16 protein-coding genes are annotated in these 18,281 nt (G+C 61.1%); 8 read left to right on the top strand and 8 right to left on the bottom strand.

Going from position 1 to position 18,281, the window contains the following annotated elements:
- Positions 1 to 96: 96 nt before the first annotated feature.
- The 3 genes from NW826_RS01560 to NW826_RS01550 form a co-directional block, all read right to left on the bottom strand.
- Complete coding sequence (locus NW826_RS01560) at positions 97 to 2,472, bottom strand: phosphoketolase (protein WP_414509261.1); 2,376 nt, start codon at positions 2,470 to 2,472, stop codon at positions 97 to 99.
- 363 nt (positions 2,473 to 2,835) lie between these two features.
- Positions 2,836 to 3,933 (bottom strand): pentapeptide repeat-containing protein, encoded by a 1,098-nt coding sequence (locus NW826_RS01555; RefSeq protein WP_414509260.1) that lies wholly within the window; start codon positions 3,931 to 3,933, stop codon positions 2,836 to 2,838.
- A gap of 8 nt (positions 3,934 to 3,941) precedes the next feature.
- Positions 3,942 to 4,316, bottom strand: coding sequence for a DUF1257 domain-containing protein (locus NW826_RS01550; RefSeq protein ID WP_414333509.1), 375 nt, complete (start codon positions 4,314 to 4,316; stop codon positions 3,942 to 3,944).
- A 221-nt stretch (positions 4,317 to 4,537) separates the two neighbouring features.
- Between NW826_RS01550 and NW826_RS01545 the strand changes: the two genes are divergently transcribed.
- The 5 genes from NW826_RS01545 to chlP all read left to right on the top strand — a co-directional run bounded on the left by NW826_RS01545 (position 4,538) and on the right by chlP (position 9,897).
- Complete coding sequence (locus NW826_RS01545; protein ID WP_414333511.1) at positions 4,538 to 5,518, top strand: alpha-ketoacid dehydrogenase subunit beta; 981 nt, start codon at positions 4,538 to 4,540, stop codon at positions 5,516 to 5,518.
- A 103-nt stretch (positions 5,519 to 5,621) separates the two neighbouring features.
- Complete coding sequence (locus NW826_RS01540) at positions 5,622 to 6,992, top strand: DUF3084 domain-containing protein (protein ID WP_414333513.1); 1,371 nt, start codon at positions 5,622 to 5,624, stop codon at positions 6,990 to 6,992.
- On the top strand, positions 6,989 to 7,438 hold the full coding sequence (locus NW826_RS01535) for a resolvase (protein ID WP_414333515.1): 450 nt from the start codon (positions 6,989 to 6,991) through the stop codon (positions 7,436 to 7,438). The genes NW826_RS01540 and NW826_RS01535 overlap by 4 nt, the downstream gene beginning before the upstream one ends.
- Positions 7,419 to 8,516, top strand: a complete 1,098-nt coding sequence (locus tag NW826_RS01530) for an extracellular solute-binding protein (protein WP_414333517.1) — start codon at positions 7,419 to 7,421, stop codon at positions 8,514 to 8,516. The genes NW826_RS01535 and NW826_RS01530 overlap by 20 nt, the downstream gene beginning before the upstream one ends.
- 160 nt (positions 8,517 to 8,676) lie before the next feature.
- Positions 8,677 to 9,897 carry a geranylgeranyl reductase gene (gene chlP / locus NW826_RS01525; protein ID WP_414333518.1) on the top strand — a complete coding sequence of 407 codons (1,221 nt, stop codon included), beginning with the start codon at positions 8,677 to 8,679 and terminating at the stop codon, positions 9,895 to 9,897.
- A gap of 6 nt (positions 9,898 to 9,903) precedes the next feature.
- Here chlP and NW826_RS01520 read toward each other — a convergent pair whose 3' ends face one another.
- The gene (locus NW826_RS01520) at positions 9,904 to 10,731 is read right to left on the bottom strand and encodes a hypothetical protein (RefSeq protein ID WP_414333520.1); all 828 of its coding nucleotides are present in this window, start codon (positions 10,729 to 10,731) and stop codon (positions 9,904 to 9,906) included.
- A gap of 296 nt (positions 10,732 to 11,027) precedes the next feature.
- On the opposite strand from NW826_RS01520, the gene NW826_RS01515 reads away from it, so the two are divergent.
- Positions 11,028 to 12,395, top strand: a complete 1,368-nt coding sequence (locus NW826_RS01515) for an MFS transporter (RefSeq protein WP_414509259.1) — start codon at positions 11,028 to 11,030, stop codon at positions 12,393 to 12,395.
- Between the two features lie 20 nt (positions 12,396 to 12,415).
- Here the strand turns inward: NW826_RS01515 and NW826_RS01510 are convergent, their stop codons facing one another.
- The 4 genes from NW826_RS01510 to trpE form a co-directional block, all read right to left on the bottom strand.
- A complete protein-coding gene (locus NW826_RS01510; protein ID WP_414333524.1) occupies positions 12,416 to 12,871 on the bottom strand; it encodes a hypothetical protein in 456 nt (151 codons plus the stop codon).
- Positions 12,872 to 13,027: 156 nt separating this feature from the next.
- The gene (chlG, locus tag NW826_RS01505) at positions 13,028 to 14,041 is read right to left on the bottom strand and encodes a chlorophyll synthase ChlG (protein WP_414333525.1); all 1,014 of its coding nucleotides are present in this window, start codon (positions 14,039 to 14,041) and stop codon (positions 13,028 to 13,030) included.
- 134 nt (positions 14,042 to 14,175) lie between these two features.
- Positions 14,176 to 14,973, bottom strand: a complete 798-nt coding sequence (locus NW826_RS01500) for a phytanoyl-CoA dioxygenase family protein (protein ID WP_414509258.1) — start codon at positions 14,971 to 14,973, stop codon at positions 14,176 to 14,178.
- A gap of 6 nt (positions 14,974 to 14,979) precedes the next feature.
- Entirely contained in the window at positions 14,980 to 16,476 is a 1,497-nt protein-coding gene (gene trpE / locus NW826_RS01495; RefSeq protein ID WP_414509257.1) for an anthranilate synthase component I, read from the bottom strand.
- A 91-nt stretch (positions 16,477 to 16,567) separates the two neighbouring features.
- Between trpE and NW826_RS01490 the strand changes: the two genes are divergently transcribed.
- Both NW826_RS01490 and NW826_RS01485 read left to right on the top strand, forming a co-directional pair.
- Entirely contained in the window at positions 16,568 to 17,143 is a 576-nt protein-coding gene (locus NW826_RS01490) for an NUDIX hydrolase (protein ID WP_414333529.1), read from the top strand.
- Between the two features lie 309 nt (positions 17,144 to 17,452).
- The gene (locus NW826_RS01485; protein ID WP_414333531.1) at positions 17,453 to 18,118 is read left to right on the top strand and encodes a hypothetical protein; all 666 of its coding nucleotides are present in this window, start codon (positions 17,453 to 17,455) and stop codon (positions 18,116 to 18,118) included.
- Positions 18,119 to 18,281 lie beyond the last annotated feature (163 nt).

Here is an 18,281-nt window from a genome sequence, read left to right as displayed (position 1 = left end):
CCTCCAACACGCCACAACCGCTCAAAAAACTCCGGCAGGGGAGCCCAAGAAAACTCTATCCTGCCGGAAGCTCAGAGTTGAAGGGCCGGTGGGCGCCTAGTAGGGCCACTTCCAGTTGCGCACCTCCGGCAGATCCTCCCCATGTTCGCGGATGTACTGCTTGTGCTCGACGAGCTTATCCTGAATGATCTGCTTGATGTGGGCCCGCTCGTATTTGAAGCGCTCCACCCGGTCTAACACGTCATCCGCCAAGCTGAAGCGATCCACCTCGTTGAGGACGCACATGTCAAAGGGGGTGGTGGTGGTGCCTTCCTCCTTGTAGCCGCGCACGTGCAGGTTGTGGTGGTTGGGACGGCGGTAGGTGAGGCGGTGGATCAGCCAGGGGTAGCCGTGGAAGGCAAACACGATGGGCTTATCGGGCGTGAAGATACTGACGTAATCCACATCGCTGAGGCCGTGGGGGTGTTCGCTGGGCGGCTGCAACTTCATCAGGTTCACCACGTTCACCACCCGGATCTTGATGTCCGGCAGGTGCTGCCGCAAAAAGTCCGCCGCCGCTAGGGTTTCCATCGTCGGCACATCGCCGCAGCAGGCCATCACCACATCCGGCTCGGAGCCCTGGTCGTTGCTGGCCCACTCCCAGATCCCCAGGCCCTGGGTGCAGTGCTTGATGGCGGCATCCATGTCCAGATACTGCAGGGCCGGCTGTTTCCCTGCCACGATCACGTTGACGTAGTGGCGGCTGCGCAGGCAGTGGTCGGCCACCGAGAGCAGGGTGTTGGCATCCGGGGGCAGATAGACGCGGATGATTTCGGCCTTTTTGTTGACCACGTGATCCAAAAAGCCGGGATCCTGGTGGCTGAAGCCGTTGTGATCCTGCCGCCACACGTGGGAGGTGAGCAGGTAGTTGAGGGAGGGGATGGGCCGCCGCCAAGGGATGTGCCGGGTGGTTTTCAGCCACTTGGCGTGCTGGTTAAACATCGAGTCCACCAGGTGGATGAAGGCTTCGTAGCAGGAGAAGAAGCCGTGGCGGCCTGTCAACAGGTAGCCCTCCAGCCAGCCCTGACAGACGTGCTCGCTCAAGATCTCCATCACCCGCCCATCGGGGGAGAGGTGCTCGTCGTAGTCGTAGATAGGGGCCACCCAGGTGCGGTCGCTGGCCTCAAACACGGCGTTCAGACGGTTGGATGCAGTTTCGTCGGGGCCGAAGAGGCGGAAGTTGTGGGGGTTGAGCTTCATTACATCTCGCAAAAACTGTCCCAGCACCTTGGTGGCCTCGGCCTCCGTGGTGCCAGGGCGCGGGACGTCTACGGCGTAGTTGCGGAAGTCCGGCATTTTCAGCTCCCGCGTCAGCAGGCCGCCGTTGGCGTGGGGCAGGGCACCCATGCGTTTTTCCCCTTTGGGGGCCAGCTCTTGCAGCTCGGGCCGCAAACGGCCGTTTTCGTCGAAGAGCTCTTCTGGCTTGTAGCTGCGCATCCACTCTTCCAGGAGCTTGAGGTGCTCCGGGTTCTTGGCCAGATCCGCCAGTGGCACCTGGTGGGAGCGCCAGAAATCCTCTACTTTTTTGCCGTCCACCTCTTTGGGGCCCGTCCAGCCTTTGGGGGTGCGCAGGATGATCATCGGCCACTGCGGACGGGTAGGATCCCCTTTGCTGCGGGCGTGCTGCTGGATTTCTTGAATCTCGTGGATCACCGTGTCCAAAGTGGCGGCCATCAACTGGTGCATCTGGGCTGGCTCGGAGCCTTCGACAAAGTAGGGCTTGTAGCCATAGCCCACAAACAGGCTTTGCAGCTCTTCACGGCTGAGGCGGGCCAGGATCGTCGGGTTGGCGATCTTGTAGCCGTTGAGGTGCAGAATCGGCAGCACCGCCCCGTCGTGGATGGGGTTGAGGAATTTGTTGGAGTGCCAAGAGGCGGCCAGGGGGCCGGTCTCGGCTTCTCCATCCCCGACTACACAGGCCACCAGCAGATCGGGGTTGTCGAAGGCCGCCCCAAAGGCGTGGGCTAGAGCATAGCCCAGCTCTCCCCCCTCATGGATGGAGCCGGGGGTTTCCGGGGCCACGTGGCTGGGTACGCCGCCGGGGAAGGAGAACTGCTTGAAGAGCTTGCGCATGCCCTCGGCGTCTTGGCTGATGTTGGGGTACACCTCGCTGTAGGTGCCCTCCAGGTACGTGTTGGCCACCAGAGCGGGGCCGCCATGGCCGGGGCCGGTGATGTAGAGGATGTTGAGGTTTTCCCGCTTGATGATGCGGTTGAGATGCACGTAGATAAAATTCAGCCCCGGTGTGGTGCCCCAGTGCCCCAGCAGGCGCGGCTTCACATGCTCTAGCTTGAGGGGTTCCCGCAGCAGCGGGTTGTCCATCAGGTAAATCTGCCCCACCGACAGGTAGTTGGCGGCCCGCCAGTAGGCGTCCATTTTGCGCAGTTCGTCGTCGGTCAGCGGTTTTGTCGAGAGCTGTTCTGCCAAAACCATAGCCGTACCCCCTAGGTATCTCTACTCCCATGGTGGGCCAGGTTGGGGCGTGGGCTTGGGGATCTTGGGATTCCTTTGGATTTGGGAGATGGGGTGAGGGTTGACAAGGGCGGGCCTAGGTAGAGCTGCAGCATTTTGCCCATGACCATTAGATACTCTCCCTGAGGGGCACCCCTCACCCCCAACCCCTCTCCCAACCCTCACCCCCAACCCCTCTCCCTGAGGGAGAGGGGAGTTAGGGATCGATGTGACAAACCTATTGTTGAATAAGGCCATGGAGATTACCCAGCAGCGAGGAAGCGTTGAGCAAAAGTTGGCATCATCCGGCGTTGGGTTAGTCTTGCTCAAGCGGCAGGTATCTTGTTACCACCACCAGGGCTTGAGGGGGGTGCCGTCGGGGAAGATGAGGCCGACAATCTGGGATCCGCTGTGCTTGAGGCCCTCGATCTGGGCGCCTTGCAGGTTGGCCTGGGCGAGGTTGGCGCGGCTGACATCGGCCCGGCGCAGGTTGGCCCCCTGGAACTGGGCCTGGCGCAGCTCGGCGCCGCTGAGATCGGCTCCTTCCAGGTCGGCATTTTGCAAGTTGGCCTCCCGCAGATCCGCCCGCTGCAGGTTGGCCCCCCGCAAGTCTGCTCCTTCCAGGTCAGATCCGCGCAGATCGACGCGCTTCAGGTCGGCCCCCCGCAGCCGGATCTGGCGCAGCACCAGCCCCCTCAAGTCGGCCTTGCTCAGGTCTTGACCACAGAGATCCTGCCCCTCTCCCCCCCAGTTCTGCAACTGCCAGATGTGGCGCAGCCGCTCCTCCAGGTGGGTCTCTTGGGAAAGCCGGGATCCCCGCAGGCTGGTGCCGCTGACTTTGGCCCCTCTCAAGTCGGCTCCCTCCAGATCGGCCCCCTGTAAGTCGGCTCCGCTCAGCTTGGCCCCTTGCAAATTGGCCTGGCGCAGATCCGCTTGCTGCAGTTGGGCGCCGTTGAAGTTGCAAAAGCGCAGGTTGGCCTTTCTCAAATTGGCTTCGTGGAAGTTAGCACCCCCCAGCCGCGCCTCTTGCAGATCCACTCCCTCCAAGTCGGCGTAGGTGAAGTCCCGCTCGCCGCGCCGATAGGCCACGATCACCCCTTGCGCTCCCCCCACCGGGCGAAAGGGGCTGTAGGCGCGACAGGCCCGCTCCGCCTCCGGCTGCCCTAGCTGCGACAACAAGCGCCAAGCCGCCAGGCGCACCGCCCAAGAGCTGTTGCCGGCCAGGGCCGCAATCAGCTCGGCCAGGCCCGCCGACCCGTACTGCAGCAACTGGGGCAAGGTGGCCAGACGCACCGCCTCGTCGCTGTGGGCAAGGCGCCGCCGCGCCCCCTCGATGCCTCCCAACACCAAAGCCTGGGCCGGGGCGGTCGCCGTTTGACCCCCCAACACCAGATCCCAAAGTCGTGGCCGGGTGCCACCGGAGAGCTGGGAGTTGCCGATCATAGGCCCGGCTATACCCAACGTCCCACCACGACGCGGATGGTGCCATCCTCCAACACTTCTTCGGCCTCAATGGCATAGCCCTGTTCCCGGGCCGAGCGCAGCAAGCTTTTGTGGGCGTAGCGCTGCAAAATCGGCTCCAAGAAGGTCTGGGGATCGATACCTGCTCCCCACAGATCGGTCACCAGCTCGTAGTGATCCCCGTTGCGGCGAAAGCCGATGTCGAAGCCATTTTGCTGACGGATCACCAAGTCGGCGCGGGTGCGATTCCACAGGTAGCCGCGCAAGCTGGCATCCCGCTGCACGGCGTAGCCCAGTTCCTTTAGGGTCTCTTCCAAGAGCTCGGCGTCCTTGATTTGCACTTGCAGAGTGGTGAAGTGAGACATGGCGGTTACAATCCTTTGCGGGATGGAGACGGGATCCTCCACTATAAAGTGCCCTTGCGGTTGTGGAAAAAATGTGAAAAAGCATCACGTGGATCCCTAACTCCTCCCCTGGACAAAGGAGTCGCGGAAGTGTCTCAATCGGGTTTGCAATGAGCCTATCGGTGGGCGGATCCCTGCCGGCAAAATGGTTTAATGGGAGTTTAGCCCTTCACTTGACCCCTATGGCTGAGACCTTTCTTTACAACGCCTTGCGTGCCGCCCTCGACGAAGAAATGGCCCGCGATTCCAATGTATTCGTGCTGGGAGAGGATGTCGGCCATTACGGCGGCTCCTACAAAGTCACCAAAGACCTGTATCGCAAGTATGGGGAGATGCGCCTGCTGGATACCCCCATTTGCGAGAACAGCTTCACCGGCCTGGCCATCGGGGCAGCCATGACCGGCTTGCGCCCGGTGGTGGAAGGGATGAACATGGGTTTTTTGCTCCTGGCCTTCAACCAAATCGCCAACAACGCCGGCATGCTGCGCTACACTTCCGGCGGCAACTTTAAGATCCCACTGGTCATCCGCGGGCCGGGCGGGGTGGGCCGCCAGTTGGGAGCCGAGCACTCGCAGCGGCTGGAGGCTTACTTTCAAGCGGTGCCCGGCCTCAAGATCGTGGCCTGTTCAACCCCTTACAATGCCAAGGGTTTGCTCAAGTCGGCCATCCGCGACGACAACCCCGTTCTCTTTTTCGAGCATGTGCTCCTGTACAACTTAAAAGAAGATCTGCCGGAGGAAGAGTATCTTTTGCCTCTGGATAAAGCCGAAATTGTCCGATCCGGGTCGGACGTTACCCTGCTCACCTACTCGCGCATGCGCCACCACGTGCTCAAGGCTGTGGATACTTTGGTGTTACAGGAGATCGATCCCGAGGTGATCGATTTGATTTCCCTCAAACCTCTGGATATGGAGACCATTGCTGCTTCGGTGCGCAAAACCCACCGGGTGGTCATCGTTGAAGAAGACATGAAAACAGGCGGCATTGGGGCGGAGCTGACCGCCCGCATCATGGAAGAATTGTTTGACGAGCTGGACGCGCCGGTGGTGCGGTTGGCCTCCCAGGACATTCCCACCCCCTACAACGGCACGCTGGAGGCAGCCACGATCGTGCAGCCGGCAGATATTGTGGCGGCGGTGGAGCGGCTCCTCTACGCTGATTAGAGCCCCTGGCATCAGACGTCGAAATCCTACTCCCAGCTCCGCAATCACCTGCAAAGTTCTCAGGGCAACCTTGCTAAGATTTCCATGGCAGGGATCCCAGGCTATGCAAGGCGTACTGCTGATCCTCTACATGTTGTTTGTCAGTGGCCTGATTGCCGTGGTTGGGGATCGGGTCGGCTATCGGATTGGCAAAAAGCGCCTCACCTGGTTTAACCTGCGCCCCCGCCACACGGCGGTTTTGGTAGCCGTGATTACCGGGGTGAGCATCTCGGCGCTGACCTTGGGCACACTGCTGCTCCTCAACCGCTCCCTGTCGGAGGCCCTGTTCAGCTACACCAACCAAATTGCCCAGGCGGAGCAGGAGCTGCGGGCCCTCAACCGCCAAAAGGCCCTGCTGGAAGCCGAAAATGCCGCTCTCAGGGTTGAGCGAGACCGCCTCAAGCTGGATCTCGACCAGTTTCGCAGCCAGCAATCGGCAGCCCAGACCCGCCTGAGCGAAGTCCGGGATCAACTGACCTTGGCGCTGCAGGAGCGGCAAGAGGCAGAGGCCAAGCTGGCGGCAGCCAATGAGCAACTGGCCCAGGTGCAGCCCAGCCTGGCTCGAGCCCAGGCCGAGTTGGAGGCGGTGAAGGCAGAGGTGGAGTCGGCCCGGCAGGTCATTGCCACGCTGCAGTCGCAAAAACAAGCCCTGCAACTGGATCGGGATCAGTTAGAGCGCTCGTTGGATACGGCCCAGGCAGCTCTGGCCCAACTGGAGAGCCAAAAAAAACAGCTTGAGCAGGAGATCGAGCAGCTCAACCAGTTGGCGGTGCGGTTGCGGCGGGGAGAGTTGGCCATCCTGGCCGGAGAAGTCTTGGCGACGGGGGTTGTCGAGTCGCCGGAAGGGGCCAAACCGGAGGTGATCCGGCAACAGTTTGAGCGACTGTTGGCTCAGGCCGAGCGACGGGCCCTCGCCCTCGGATCCCAGCCCATGCCCCCTCTGGAAAACGCGATCTTGATCCGCCGCGAGGATGCCGATCAAGCCTTGGAAAAGCTACAAGAACCCGGTAGCTGGGCGGTGCGCATTCTCTCGCTCTCCAATCGGCTCAAGGGCGAGCCTGTGCCTGTGCTGGTACAGATCTACCCCAACCAGCGGATTTTCGCCAAGGGATCCGTGCTGGCCCAGGGGGTGATCCAGCCGGGTTTGAGCGAAAATCAAATCCAGCAGCAACTGCTGCGACTGCTGAACCAGGCCAATCAGCGCTCGCAAGAGGAGGGGCTCCTCTCCGATCCCATCACCGGCACCGTTGGGGAATTCTCGCAGGTGAAGTTTTTGGAAGTGGTGCAGCGCCTCCGTCAAAGCACCACCCCTATGGATGTAAAGCTGGTTGCCGACACAGACATTTACACGGCGGGGCCGTTGCGGGTGAGTTTTCTGATGGCCGACCAACCCAGCTCTTCTGGAGTTTCACAAGCGGGGCCCCCTGAGGGATGATGGACTCACTCCGTCCGGTAAGGCTGGAAGAGGGGCGGGTGCTGATCGGTTTTGACCCGGGGCGGGACAAATGTGGCCTTGCCGTTGTGCAAGTCCGGCCGGTGTGGCAGGTCTTGCATCGGGAAGTGGTCTTGGCAGGGGAGGCGCCGGCCAGGTTGCAGAGCCTCTGGCAGCAGTTTGGAGCGGAGCGGGTGATCCTGGGCAACCAGACGACGGCCCAGGCCTGGAAACACCAACTGGAATCACTCATCCCCCCGCCGCAGATCGTCCTGGTGGACGAGCGCCACAGCTCGGAAGAGGCCCGGCGGCGCTACTGGGATTTTTACCCGCCGCGAGGATGGGAGCGACTGTTGCCCAAGGGGATGCGGATGCCGGCCAAGGCGTACGATGATCTGGTGGCTCTGATTCTGGTGGAGCGCTATTGTCGTGAGACTGAGCCGACGTGAGCTGCTGCAGGGGATCCTGCTGGGGCTGATGGTGACAGGGTGTGGTGGGCACCTGCCTCTGATTGTGGCGCTCAAGCAAGGGATCCCCGCCAGCCTGGTGAACGAGTTTCGCCGCCGCACTCAGGCCCGCTTTCGGCTGCAACTGGTGGATGAGCGGGCCCAACTGCTGGCCTATCTGCGGCAGAGCGTCCAGCCGCCTGGTTCGGCCTGGCGGGTTCGGCGGCCGGTGGCAGCTCTAAGCCTGTTGGGGGCCGACGCTTTGGATCGGGCCGTGGCTGCCGGATGGCTGGATCCCTTGCCGCCTGAGCTTTTGGGGGAACGATGGTCCAATTTGGATCCCCGCTGGCAAGCCGCTGCGCGCCGGGAAGGACAGATCTGGGGTGTGCCTTGGCGCTGGGGGGTAACGGCCATCGCCTACCGCCGCGATCGGGTGGGCAAGCCGATTCGGGACTGGGAAGATCTGTGGCGGCCTGAGCTGACCGGCAAGATCACCCTGCCGGATCACCCGCGGGAGGTGATCGGGCTTGTCCTCAAAAAGATGGGCCGCTCCTACAACGATCCCCTCGACCCTGAGGATGTCGAACTCCGGCAAGAGCTGGGATCCCTGCACCGCCAGGTTTTGGCCTATACTTCCGCCGACTACCTGCCCATCTTGCGCCTGGCCGATAGCTGGGTGGCCGTGGGCTGGTCGCAGGATCTCTATGCCACCCAAGCCAACTACCCGGAGCTGGAAGTGGTGATCCCGGCGTCTGGCTCCGCCATCTGGTGGGATGTCTGGGTGCGACCTCACCTCAAAAACCCTGCCGACCCAGAATCAACCCAGACAGATGCTGGATCCCTGCTGGCCAACTGGATTGACTTTGTCTTGAATCCTGAGTTTGCCCCCCGCCTGGTGAATCTGAGCGGGATCGCTTCGGTTGTGCCGCTGGATTTGGCGCAACTGGCCCCCCGCCTGCAACGCCGAGCCGACTTTCAAATCTCCACTTGGCAACGCGCAGAGATCTGGCGCCCCTTGAGCTCAGCCGAGGCCGAGTCCTATCTTAATCTCTGGGATCAAATGCGACGGGGCCTTCTGTAGAGCCACGGCCCGTGGCAGGCTTTGGCATCTATCGGGTGGACAGTTGAGAAGTCTTGTGCCGGCCCGCAATACTTTGTCAAGGTTTGCAACGCTGCTGAGGAGCTGTGGTAGGATGCCTGCTGTCTGATGAGCCAGTCGCATTTGCATCGAGGAGAGCGCCTTGAGCCTGAGAGTTGCTGTTGTGGGAGGTGGCCCAGCCGGAGCCTCTGCCGCCGAAGTTTTGGCCCAAGCCGGAATTGAAACCTTTTTGTTGGAGCGGAAGCTGGACAACGCCAAGCCCTGCGGGGGGGCCATTCCCCTCTGTATGGTCTCCGAATTCAACCTCCCTGAGGAGATCATTGACCGCAAAGTGCGCAAGATGAAGATGATCTCCCCTTCCAACTATGAGGTGGATATCGTCCTCGACAACGAAAACGAATACATCGGCATGTGCCGCCGCGAGATCTTGGATGCCTTCTTGCGCAACCGTGCCCATCAAAAAGGGGCGGAGCTGATCAACGGCAAAGTGATGCATCTGGAAATTCCCCAAAATAACCGGGATCCCTACATCCTCCACTACAACGATTTCTCCGACGGCTCGAGGCAAGGGAGACCGCGTTCTTTGGCGGTGGATGTGGTGATCGGGGCGGATGGGTTCCACTCCAAGGTGGCGGAAGCCATTGGTGCTGGCGACTACAACTATGCCCTGGCCTTTCAGGAGCGGATTCGGCTCCCGGACGACAAAATGGCCTACTACGAAGAGCGGGCAGAGATGTACGTGGGGGACGATGTTTCTCCAGACTTCTATGCCTGGGTCTTCCCCAAGTCCAACCATGTAGCCGTAGGCACCGGCACCATGAAGGCCAACCAGGCCAACATCCAAAAGTTGCAAGCTGGGATCCGTGCCCGCGCTGCCGAGCGGATTCGGGGGGGGCAGGTGATTAAGGTAGAGGCCCATCCGATCCCGGAGCATCCGCGTCCGCGCCGCGTGGTGGGCCGTGCGGCTTTGGTGGGAGATGCGGCAGGCTATGTAACCAAATCCAGCGGCGAAGGGATCTATTTTGCCGCCAAGTCGGGCCGCATGTGTGCCGAGACCATCGTCGAGACCTCGAACGGCGGGAAGCGCGTCCCCAGCGAGGAGGAGCTCAAGCTGTATCTCAAGCGCTGGGATCGCCAATACGGCCTGACCTACAAGGTTTTGGATATTCTACAACGGGTGTTCTACCGTTCCAACGCCACTCGCGAAGCCTTTGTGGAGATGTGCGCCGACCGGGATGTGCAGCGGCTAACCTTTGACAGCTACCTCTACAAGACGGTGGTGCCCATGAACCCTTGGGTGCAGTTCAAGATCACGGTCAAAACCCTGGGCAGCCTGATCCGCGGCAACGCTTTAGCTCCCTGAGGATCCCTACTGCCACTGGAAGGTGACGGTAACGCGATCCCAATTGGCTTCCGTTTTCAGCACACTGGCAGAGGCCCGTTGTCCGGCGGGCACATCGCTGGGCTCAAACGCGGCCACCCGCGTATCGATGACTGCTTCTCCCTGATAGAAGGTGAAACGAGCGCGGGCGTTGAGAACGGTGCGGGTGCTGCGGTTGATCGCCTCCACGCTCAGGCGGCTGCCGGCCCCTACCCGTTCTTCTCGAATGGATCCCACGATCACGAAATCTCCCGGGTTGGGCGCAGATGTGGCGGCGGTCGGCGTTGGGCTGGCCATCGGTGGGGCCGTCTCGTTCTGCTTGAGGAGCTCCAAAACGCGGGCCAACTCTTGCTGGAAAAAAACAAAGGCTTCCCGCGATTGGTTGGCTACCTGGGCCAAAATCAGCCGATCCGACTCCTCTACCGGAATTTCCAGCAGGGGGGCCGGCCCTTTGAGGGTGACTCGAATGCTGGCGACCTCTTGGTTGATGAACTTATCCAGGTAGGGAAAGATGTTGAGAATGCAGTCTTGAAAGGATCCCATCGGCATAATGCGATTGTTCGTCAGCACCAAGTCGGCCCGCTCACAGCTAGCCCGATCCTCCATATCGATCTCCAGGGGCACGCGGAAGGATCCCAGGCTGGTGTTGGTGATGGTGACGCCAATGCCGTACACCTCCTGTCGCCAGCCGTGGATGATCTCCAGGCTGGGACTGGTCACTTCCTCGGTGAAGTACTCTCCCGCCCAGACAGGGGATCCCCCCAGAGATAGGGTCAATAGCAACACAGGGAAATAGCAGGTCAGTCTCCGGTTCACCTCAACCTTCCTCCACGCACAGCTTGTGAATTCTGGGGCAAGGCATCGATTTGCTTCCCTGAGATGGAAATAGCCTAGCCTCAGAGCTACCGCCCAACCAAGAGACGCACCTTTTGCACTGGACACCCTCTCCGCCCCGACCTTTTGCACCAGCAGCCAATGGTCATCTCCGCAGGTATCCGAAACATCCATTTTTACCTCAAAGCACCCCCTCAGCGGGTCTGGAGAGGCCATTCTTTGCAGGGATCCCCAAAGATCGCCACCTACTCCGTACACTGGGATCCTGGGGGGGCATGATGACCGGACAACGACTCAGCCTGTGGACGAAGCTGGCCTATGGGGTGGGGGATCTGGGCACGGGCATGACGGCCAATATCCTCATCTTTTTCCTGCTGCCCTTTCTCACCAATACCGTCGGCATGGCGGCGGGCCTGGCCGGCAGCATCTACGCCATCACCCGCTTTTGGGATGCCCTCAACGATCCCCTCATCGGCATCCTCAGCGACCGCACCCGCAGCCGTTGGGGTCGTCGCCGCCCCTGGCTGCTGTTTTCGGCTCTTCCCTTTGCCCTGACCTTTGCGGCGCAGTGGTGGATCCCTTTTCCCGGTCGAACTGGGCTTTTGTTTGCCTATTACCTGGCGGTGTCGCTGCTGTTTAACACCTTCTACTCTGCCGCCAACATTCCCTATGCCTCTCTGACAGCGGAGCTGACCCAAGACTACGACGAGCGCACCCAGCTCAACCAGTTCCGCTTTGCCTTCTCGGTGGGGGGCAGCATGGTTGCGGTAGTCAGCTTTCCGCTTTTGGTTAACCTGCTGCCGGATCGGGCTGCCGGCCATCTGCTGGCGGGAGCTTGTTTTGGGGGGATCTCGGCTGTGCCCCTGCTGCTCTGCTTTTGGGGGGTGCGAGAACGGTATCAATCCTGGCGGGATCCGCTGCCCCTACTGCAGCAACTGCGGGTGGCCTTCAGCAACCGCCCCTATCTATTTGTCAGCGGCATCTACCTGTGTTCTTGGCTGGCGTTTCAGTTTACGGCCACGATCATTCCCTATTTCATCGTTTTCTGGATGCAGTTGCCGGAGGTGTGGATCTCGCTGGTGGTGTTGGCGGTTCAGAGCGTTGCGGTGCTGACCCTGTTTGCCTGGACGCGACTGAGCGCCCACCTGGGCAAGCGCGCCATGTACCTGATTGGGGCGGGGTTTTGGCTGATCTCGCAAGCCGGCCTGTTTTTCCTACAGCCCGGCCAGGAGCGGCTCATGATTGCCCTGGCGCTGTTGGCGGGGGTGGGGGTTTCGGCCACGGCCTATCTCGGCCCCTGGTCGATGTTGCCGGATGTCATCGACCTGGATGAGCTGCAAACTGGGGAGCGGCGGGAAGGGATCTTTTGTGCCTTGATGGTGTTCCTGCAAAAGGTAGGCCTAGGACTGGGGCTGTTTTTCCTAGGGCAAGTTCTGGAGTGGTCTGGCTTTATCCCTTCGGTGGCCGGGGGGCCGCCGCCCACCCAGCCGGAATCGGCCCTGTTGGCCATCCGCCTTGCCATTGGCCCCTTGCCGGCGGTGGTTTTAATCGGCGGCATCCTGCTGGTGTGGCTCTACCCCATCACCCGGCAGCGCCACCGGCAGATCCTGCAGGAACTAGAAGCAAGACGGGCGGGATCCGCCTAGACAAGAGCCGCTTCCCCTCTTTAGTTGAGGATGATGCGCAGGCCGCTGCCGGAAGGCTGCACCGGCTCGGAGTTGGGCAGAATCCGCAGGCCGCTGCCGCTGGGCCGGATCCCGGTGTTGTCGGTATTGACGAAGAAGGTGTTGGAGCGGCCATCCCGCTCGTAGACCACCACGTCGTTGGAATTGAACTGGGAGCGGCAGATGATGGGGGAGTTGTCGGCAGCAGTGGCGGCGCTGCAGCGGTAGCCAGGGGCAGAGACCACTTGGCCCTCGGCATCGATGGAAAAAGGAACTCCCCCGGGCGGGAACGGAGCCAAGAGCGGCTGGTCGGGGTTGAGGATAACCGAGCCACCGGTGCTGGGTTCGACAACGATCCCGCGGCCATCAATGACGATCCGCTGAGCTTGTACAGGAGCGACAGCCCCCAAGAGCAAAGCCAGGCTTAGCCCCAGTGGGCGGGGAAAAAACAGTTTCATCGAACCTCTCCTTTGGCCCAGGGCCATTCCACTCTTTGGGATCCATCGGCTACCTTGGAGGGATCCCTAACTTGATCTTGGCCCAGGTAGGGAGGATAACCCAGGGCGGAAGCCGTCACCTCGCTTGCCAGGATGGGCACTTGGCCTTCGGCTCGACTACCACAGCCCGGAACGCCCCAGCGCCAGACCCACCACCAACATCCCCAACACCAGAAAAGGCTGAGCGCTGGCCTGGTATTTCACGTCGTTGTTGAGGGGATCCCGCAGCAGGTACATGTCTTGGAAGGTGATCTGGGGGATAATGAGCAGCACCAAAATCGCCGCATAGAGTTTTAGGCCGGCTCCCAGCAAAAACGAGGCCATGCCGAACTGAAATAGATCAATCATCAGCGCCGCGATCCAGGCCGCCCCCACAGCGCCAAACATCACCGGCAAAGAGGCGAGTCCAAATTGTCTATCTCCCTCGATGCTTTTGAAATCGTTGACCACGGCAATCCCCAGGCCGGCCAAGCTGTAGATTAGAGTTAGGATGCAGACTGTCCAGTTGAGCTGGCCAAACAGGGCGTGGCCTGTCCACCAGGGCAAAGCAATGTAGCTGGCGCCCAGGGCGTAGTTGCCCAGCCAGCCATTGCGCTTTAGTTTCAGGGGCGGCGCCGAGTAGATGTAGGCAATTAGGGCTCCCGCCAGGGCAATGCAGGTGATCACCGGGAAGTCGTGGCCGGTGTACCAGTCCAGGGCATAGGCCAACCCCAGCCCCAAGATCAGCAGCACCCAGATCTGGATAACCACCCGCTGCAGGGAGATGGCCCCGGAAGGGATGGGGCGGTAAGGCTCGTTGATGGCGTCGATGTCGCGGTCGTAGTACTCGTTCAGAGTCTGGGTGTAGCCGGTCATCAGGGGGCCGGCCAGGATCATGCCCACCAGGATGAGGGCCACGTTCTCCCAAGTCCAGGTGAAATGGCCAGAAGAGGCCGCCCCCGGAATCAGGCCCCACACCAGCGGGATCCAGGTGACGGGCTTCATCAGTTGCAGGTGGACTTGCCAAACGGAGCGAGACTCCACCTCTGCCCCTTTCATGCCCAAAAGTTGACGGACACGCCGGCTGGCGGATCCTTGGTCGGTTTCAGGAGCCGGCGCGGTTTCTGCGCTGGGATCCGCAGCAGGGGCCATTGCGTCTGCCGCTGGCGCCAAAGATGGCTCTTGAGAGGTGCTTTCGCTCATAGTGGGGTGCGCAATCAAACTTCAACAACGGGGATACCCACCCCCATTCTGAGGCATCTTCCCCCGTTCCTCAAAACTTTCCTCTAGACAATCTGCGCTGCCACGAATAGGGATTGGTGCTGGGCCGGGATCCGCTCTTTCTCGGCTGCCGGGATCACCAAGGGGGGCTGCCGGGTGTAGTTGACGGGATCCCGGAACCAAGGTCGGCTGTAGGTGTTGTAAAGGAGGGGCCGGGGAGCGGTAGAACGATTGGCCCGGCCTAGGTGGATCAAGCGGTAATCGAACAGCAGGCAGGATCCCTTGGCCAGCGGCGGATCGACAAAGGGCATCTGCCGGGCCAGCTCGGTGTAGTGGGCCTCGAAAACGGCATGGCTGCCGGGCCAGAGACGGGTTATGCCGTTCTCTTCGTTGACATCCACCAGCGGAATGAGAAGATTGAGGGCATAGCAGGGGATGATGGCATCCAGAATTGCGTCGCCGAAGAGGTGGGAGAGATCCCGGTGAACCTGTTGGTCGGCGGATCCCGGGAGAGAAACTACCACCCCCATCCCGCTCAGGATCAGGCTTGATCCCAAGATTCGCTGCAAAATAGGCAGGACTAAGGGGTGGGCATAGAGCAGGGGATCGTTGAAGGGCCCCTCCAGGCGCACCGTCACCATCACTCGTCGATTGCCCACCAACAGGGCGTCGGTGTGGTTCTCGTGGGTGCAGTAGCGGCTGTAGGTGGCCAGAAAGCTGCTGTGCAGCTTGTCGATGAGCGCCGTGGGGAAGATCTCCGGCAGCACCAGGTAGCCCTCGGTGGAAAACAGGTGAAACGCCTGCTCTACGGTCTCCGGATCCGGCTGCTGTCCTGTATGGCTAAAGCGCACCTCGGCTAACACGAACCTTTACCCCTTTTGCAGACTGGCCACTGCCATCAGCATGCCCCGCGCCTTGTTCAAACATTCTTGATATTCCCGCTCTGGATCCGAGTCGGCCACGATGCCCGCCCCGGCTTGGACGCTCACCTGGCCCCGTTGAACCAGCAGGGTGCGGATGGTGATGGCGGTGTTCAGTTGGCCGGAGAAGTCATAGTAGCCGTAGGCACCGGCGTAGGGGCCGCGGCGGCACCCTTCCAGCTCGTGGATAATCTGCATGGCGCGAATTTTGGGGGCGCCGGTAACGGTGCCGGCAGGAAAGGTGGCCCGCAGCAGATCCCAGGCGCTGTAGCGGGGATCCAACTGCCCTACCACGTTGCTGACGATGTGCATCACGTGGCTGTAGCGCTCAATCTGCATCAGGTCGTCCACCTGCACGGATCCCAGGCGGCAGACCCTTCCCAGGTCGTTGCGGGCCAAGTCCACCAGCATGACGTGCTCCGCCCGCTCCTTGGGATCCGCCAAGAGCTCTTGCTCCAACTGGCGGTCTTCGGCGGGGGTAGTGCCGCGGGGGCGGGTGCCGGCGATGGGACGCACGGTGGCGATGCGCTCTTCCCCCACCCGGCTGAGCTTGACCATCACCTCTGGGCTGGAGCCAATCAGGCACAGATCCCCAAACTGCAAAAATGCCATGTAGGGGGAGGGGTTAATCAGCCGCAGGGAGCGGTAGAGGCGAAAGGGATCCCCGTCAAAGCGGCTGGTCAAGCGCTGCGAGAGCACCACCTGAAAGATCTCGCCGGCGCGGATGTAGGCTTTGGCCTGCTCCACCGCCTGGCAGTAGGCGGCGCGGCTGAGGGTGCTGGGGGGAATGGCATCGGGCAGGTGGGGCTTCCAGTCGAGGCTGAAGTGGGATAGCGACAGGGGAGCGCTGAGCTGTTGCAGCAGCGTTTCCACCCGCTGGCAAGCTTGGGCGTAGGCCTGCTCCGCCGGCTGCTGGCGCGTGTCGGCAAAGGCCACCACCCAGATCTTGCGCTTCACCTGGTCGAAGATCAGGATGCTGTCCACCTGCATTAGGATGGCGTCGGGCGGATCCCCTGGCTGCGGGGGATGGATGGGCACCTTGGGCTCAATCCAGCGAATCAGCTCATAGCCCCAGTAGCCGAACAGCCCGCCAATGCTGCTGGGCAACTCCGGCAGGTGCACCGGCTCATAGGGCTGCAGGCAGCGGGCCAAAATGGCAAAGGGATCCCCATGGTGCTGCTCTCGATGCCCGTCGCGGTGGATTTGCAAGGCCTGATCCCCGCGCACCTCTAGCACCCACAGGGGATCGCAGCCGAGGAAGCTGTAGCGGGCCACCTGCTCCCCTCCCTCCACCGATTCCAACAAAAAGTTGTAGGGCCGCCCGGCACAGACCCGGTACCAGGCGGAGACGGGCGTTTCCAAGTCCGCCACCCATTCCTGGTACACCGGGATGAAATTGCCCTGTTGGCTGAGGGCGAGAAACTCCTTCAGGGAAGGGGAGATCATGGCCTGCACTTCCTGCGGTTTGCCTCTCGACTTTACCCTAAGGCGGGCAACCATTAAGCTGAGGGGGGCTTTTCTCTCGGGAACCTTGGCCATGCACACCCCATCGCAGATCCTTCGCGAGCGCCTGCGCTTCCACGGCCACAAGTACACTTTTGTCAGCCAGCGTTTGCGCTTTCCCAACGGCACAGAAGGGGAGCGGGAGTACCTCATCCACCCCGGCGGCGTCGTGGCCGTGCCGGTGACTGCCGAAGGCAAGTTCGTCTGCATTCGCCAGTATCGCTTTGCCGTCGCCGCCTACCTTTACGAATTTCCTGCCGGCACCGTCGAGCCGGGAGAACATCCGGATGAAACCATTCGCCGCGAGCTGGAAGAAGAAACCGGCCTGCGCGCCCACCGCTGGGATCCCCTCGGCCAATTTTATCTGTGCCCCGGCTATTCCAGCGAGATCATGTACGCCTACCTGGCGCGGGATCTGGAAGTGCTGGATGCTCCACCGGCCAAGGACGAGGATGAAGACATCGCCGTCGTGGAGTTTTCGCCTGCTGAACTAACGGAAATGGCCCGTTTTGGCCTGGACTTTGATAGCAAATCTATCGCCTGCTTTTGGCGGGCCCAATTGTTTTTGGCGGCAGAAAAGGGGGCTATTCCAAGTGGCAACCAGACATGAGTAGCAAACTCTGGCCATTGCAATTGCCGGTGAACCTTTGCCTTGCCTAGCTTCCCTCCCTCGGAGCGAGAGTTAGGGATCGATCCAGCGAGCCGTTCCATTTGTAATGACTACGACTTTTTTGTACAGCTTTTTCTAGCGTTATCTACGGCAGCCAGTATAGATCAATCTCTTGCGTCAGTCGCCCCTGACCATCAAGGCAGGCGCGACGTTGAATTGAACATCAGAGGGATCCCTTATCCCGGCTATTTTGTTAACTGGAGAAGCCTTGGAGTCTCCTAGAATTTTAGGGTCGAGGGGTGAGGAAATATGCGGAAGCTGTTGTATTCCTATGGTCGCATAGCCTGGGGAGTGGCCTTGGTTGTCACCCTACCAACTGCCGTTGGTTCTGCCCATTCCCAGCCTATGCTTCCGCTTTTGCCGGCTGTTTCTGAGGGGGGCAGCGCGCGCGAAGGAGTTGTTGCCCTATTTCGTCAATCCATCTGGTGGGACTTCATCCGTGGCAATCGTGGCGAAAACCTGCGCCTGTTTGCGGCCAGCCTCACCGCTTCCGATCGTCAGGATGTAGTGGCCGTGTTTGAAATCCAGCGGCAGCCGACAGTGGAGCCGGTGGTGCGGGTTCTCAGCTTTGGACATCAGGGAGGATACGATTTTCGCCTGCTCCACACGGCTGAGCCGATCCCAGGGCGGTTGGTGGAAGCTCACCTGCGCACCGACATCACCCCCAGCACCCAGCCCAAGTTGGTGCTGCTCACCGAGCGAGGGGGCATCAGCCTGCTGCGGTCTGTCTTGGTCTTGGAACACCGGCTAGAGGGGTTTGTGCCGTTGCTAAGCGTAACAGACTTAAGCAATGCTAGCCTGCGGGTCAGCCCCCAAGGGATCCTGGTCATCTCCAGCGTGCCGGGATCCAACCGCGACTCGCGCGCCACCCTCTACCAGTGGGAAGGAGATGGCTTTGTCCGCCGCGATCTGTAGCATCCCAAGTTTTTCGATTGGCGACAAGGCATAGGCCGCTGGATTCGTTCCCAATTGCTGCGAAGCAGTCCCCTGCAACTCCCCTCTCCCACTGGGAGAGGGGTCGGGGGTGAGGGGAGATCCCACTGGGAGAGGGGTCGGGGGTGAGGGGAGACTCCCATTG

The organism is Synechococcus sp. OH20 (genome assembly GCF_047502685.1).
GTDB lineage: Bacteria > Cyanobacteriota > Cyanobacteriia > Thermostichales > Thermostichaceae > Thermostichus.
The sequence above is the reverse complement of the archived record's forward strand: the minus strand, read 5'-3'. Positions and strand labels throughout refer to the sequence as shown.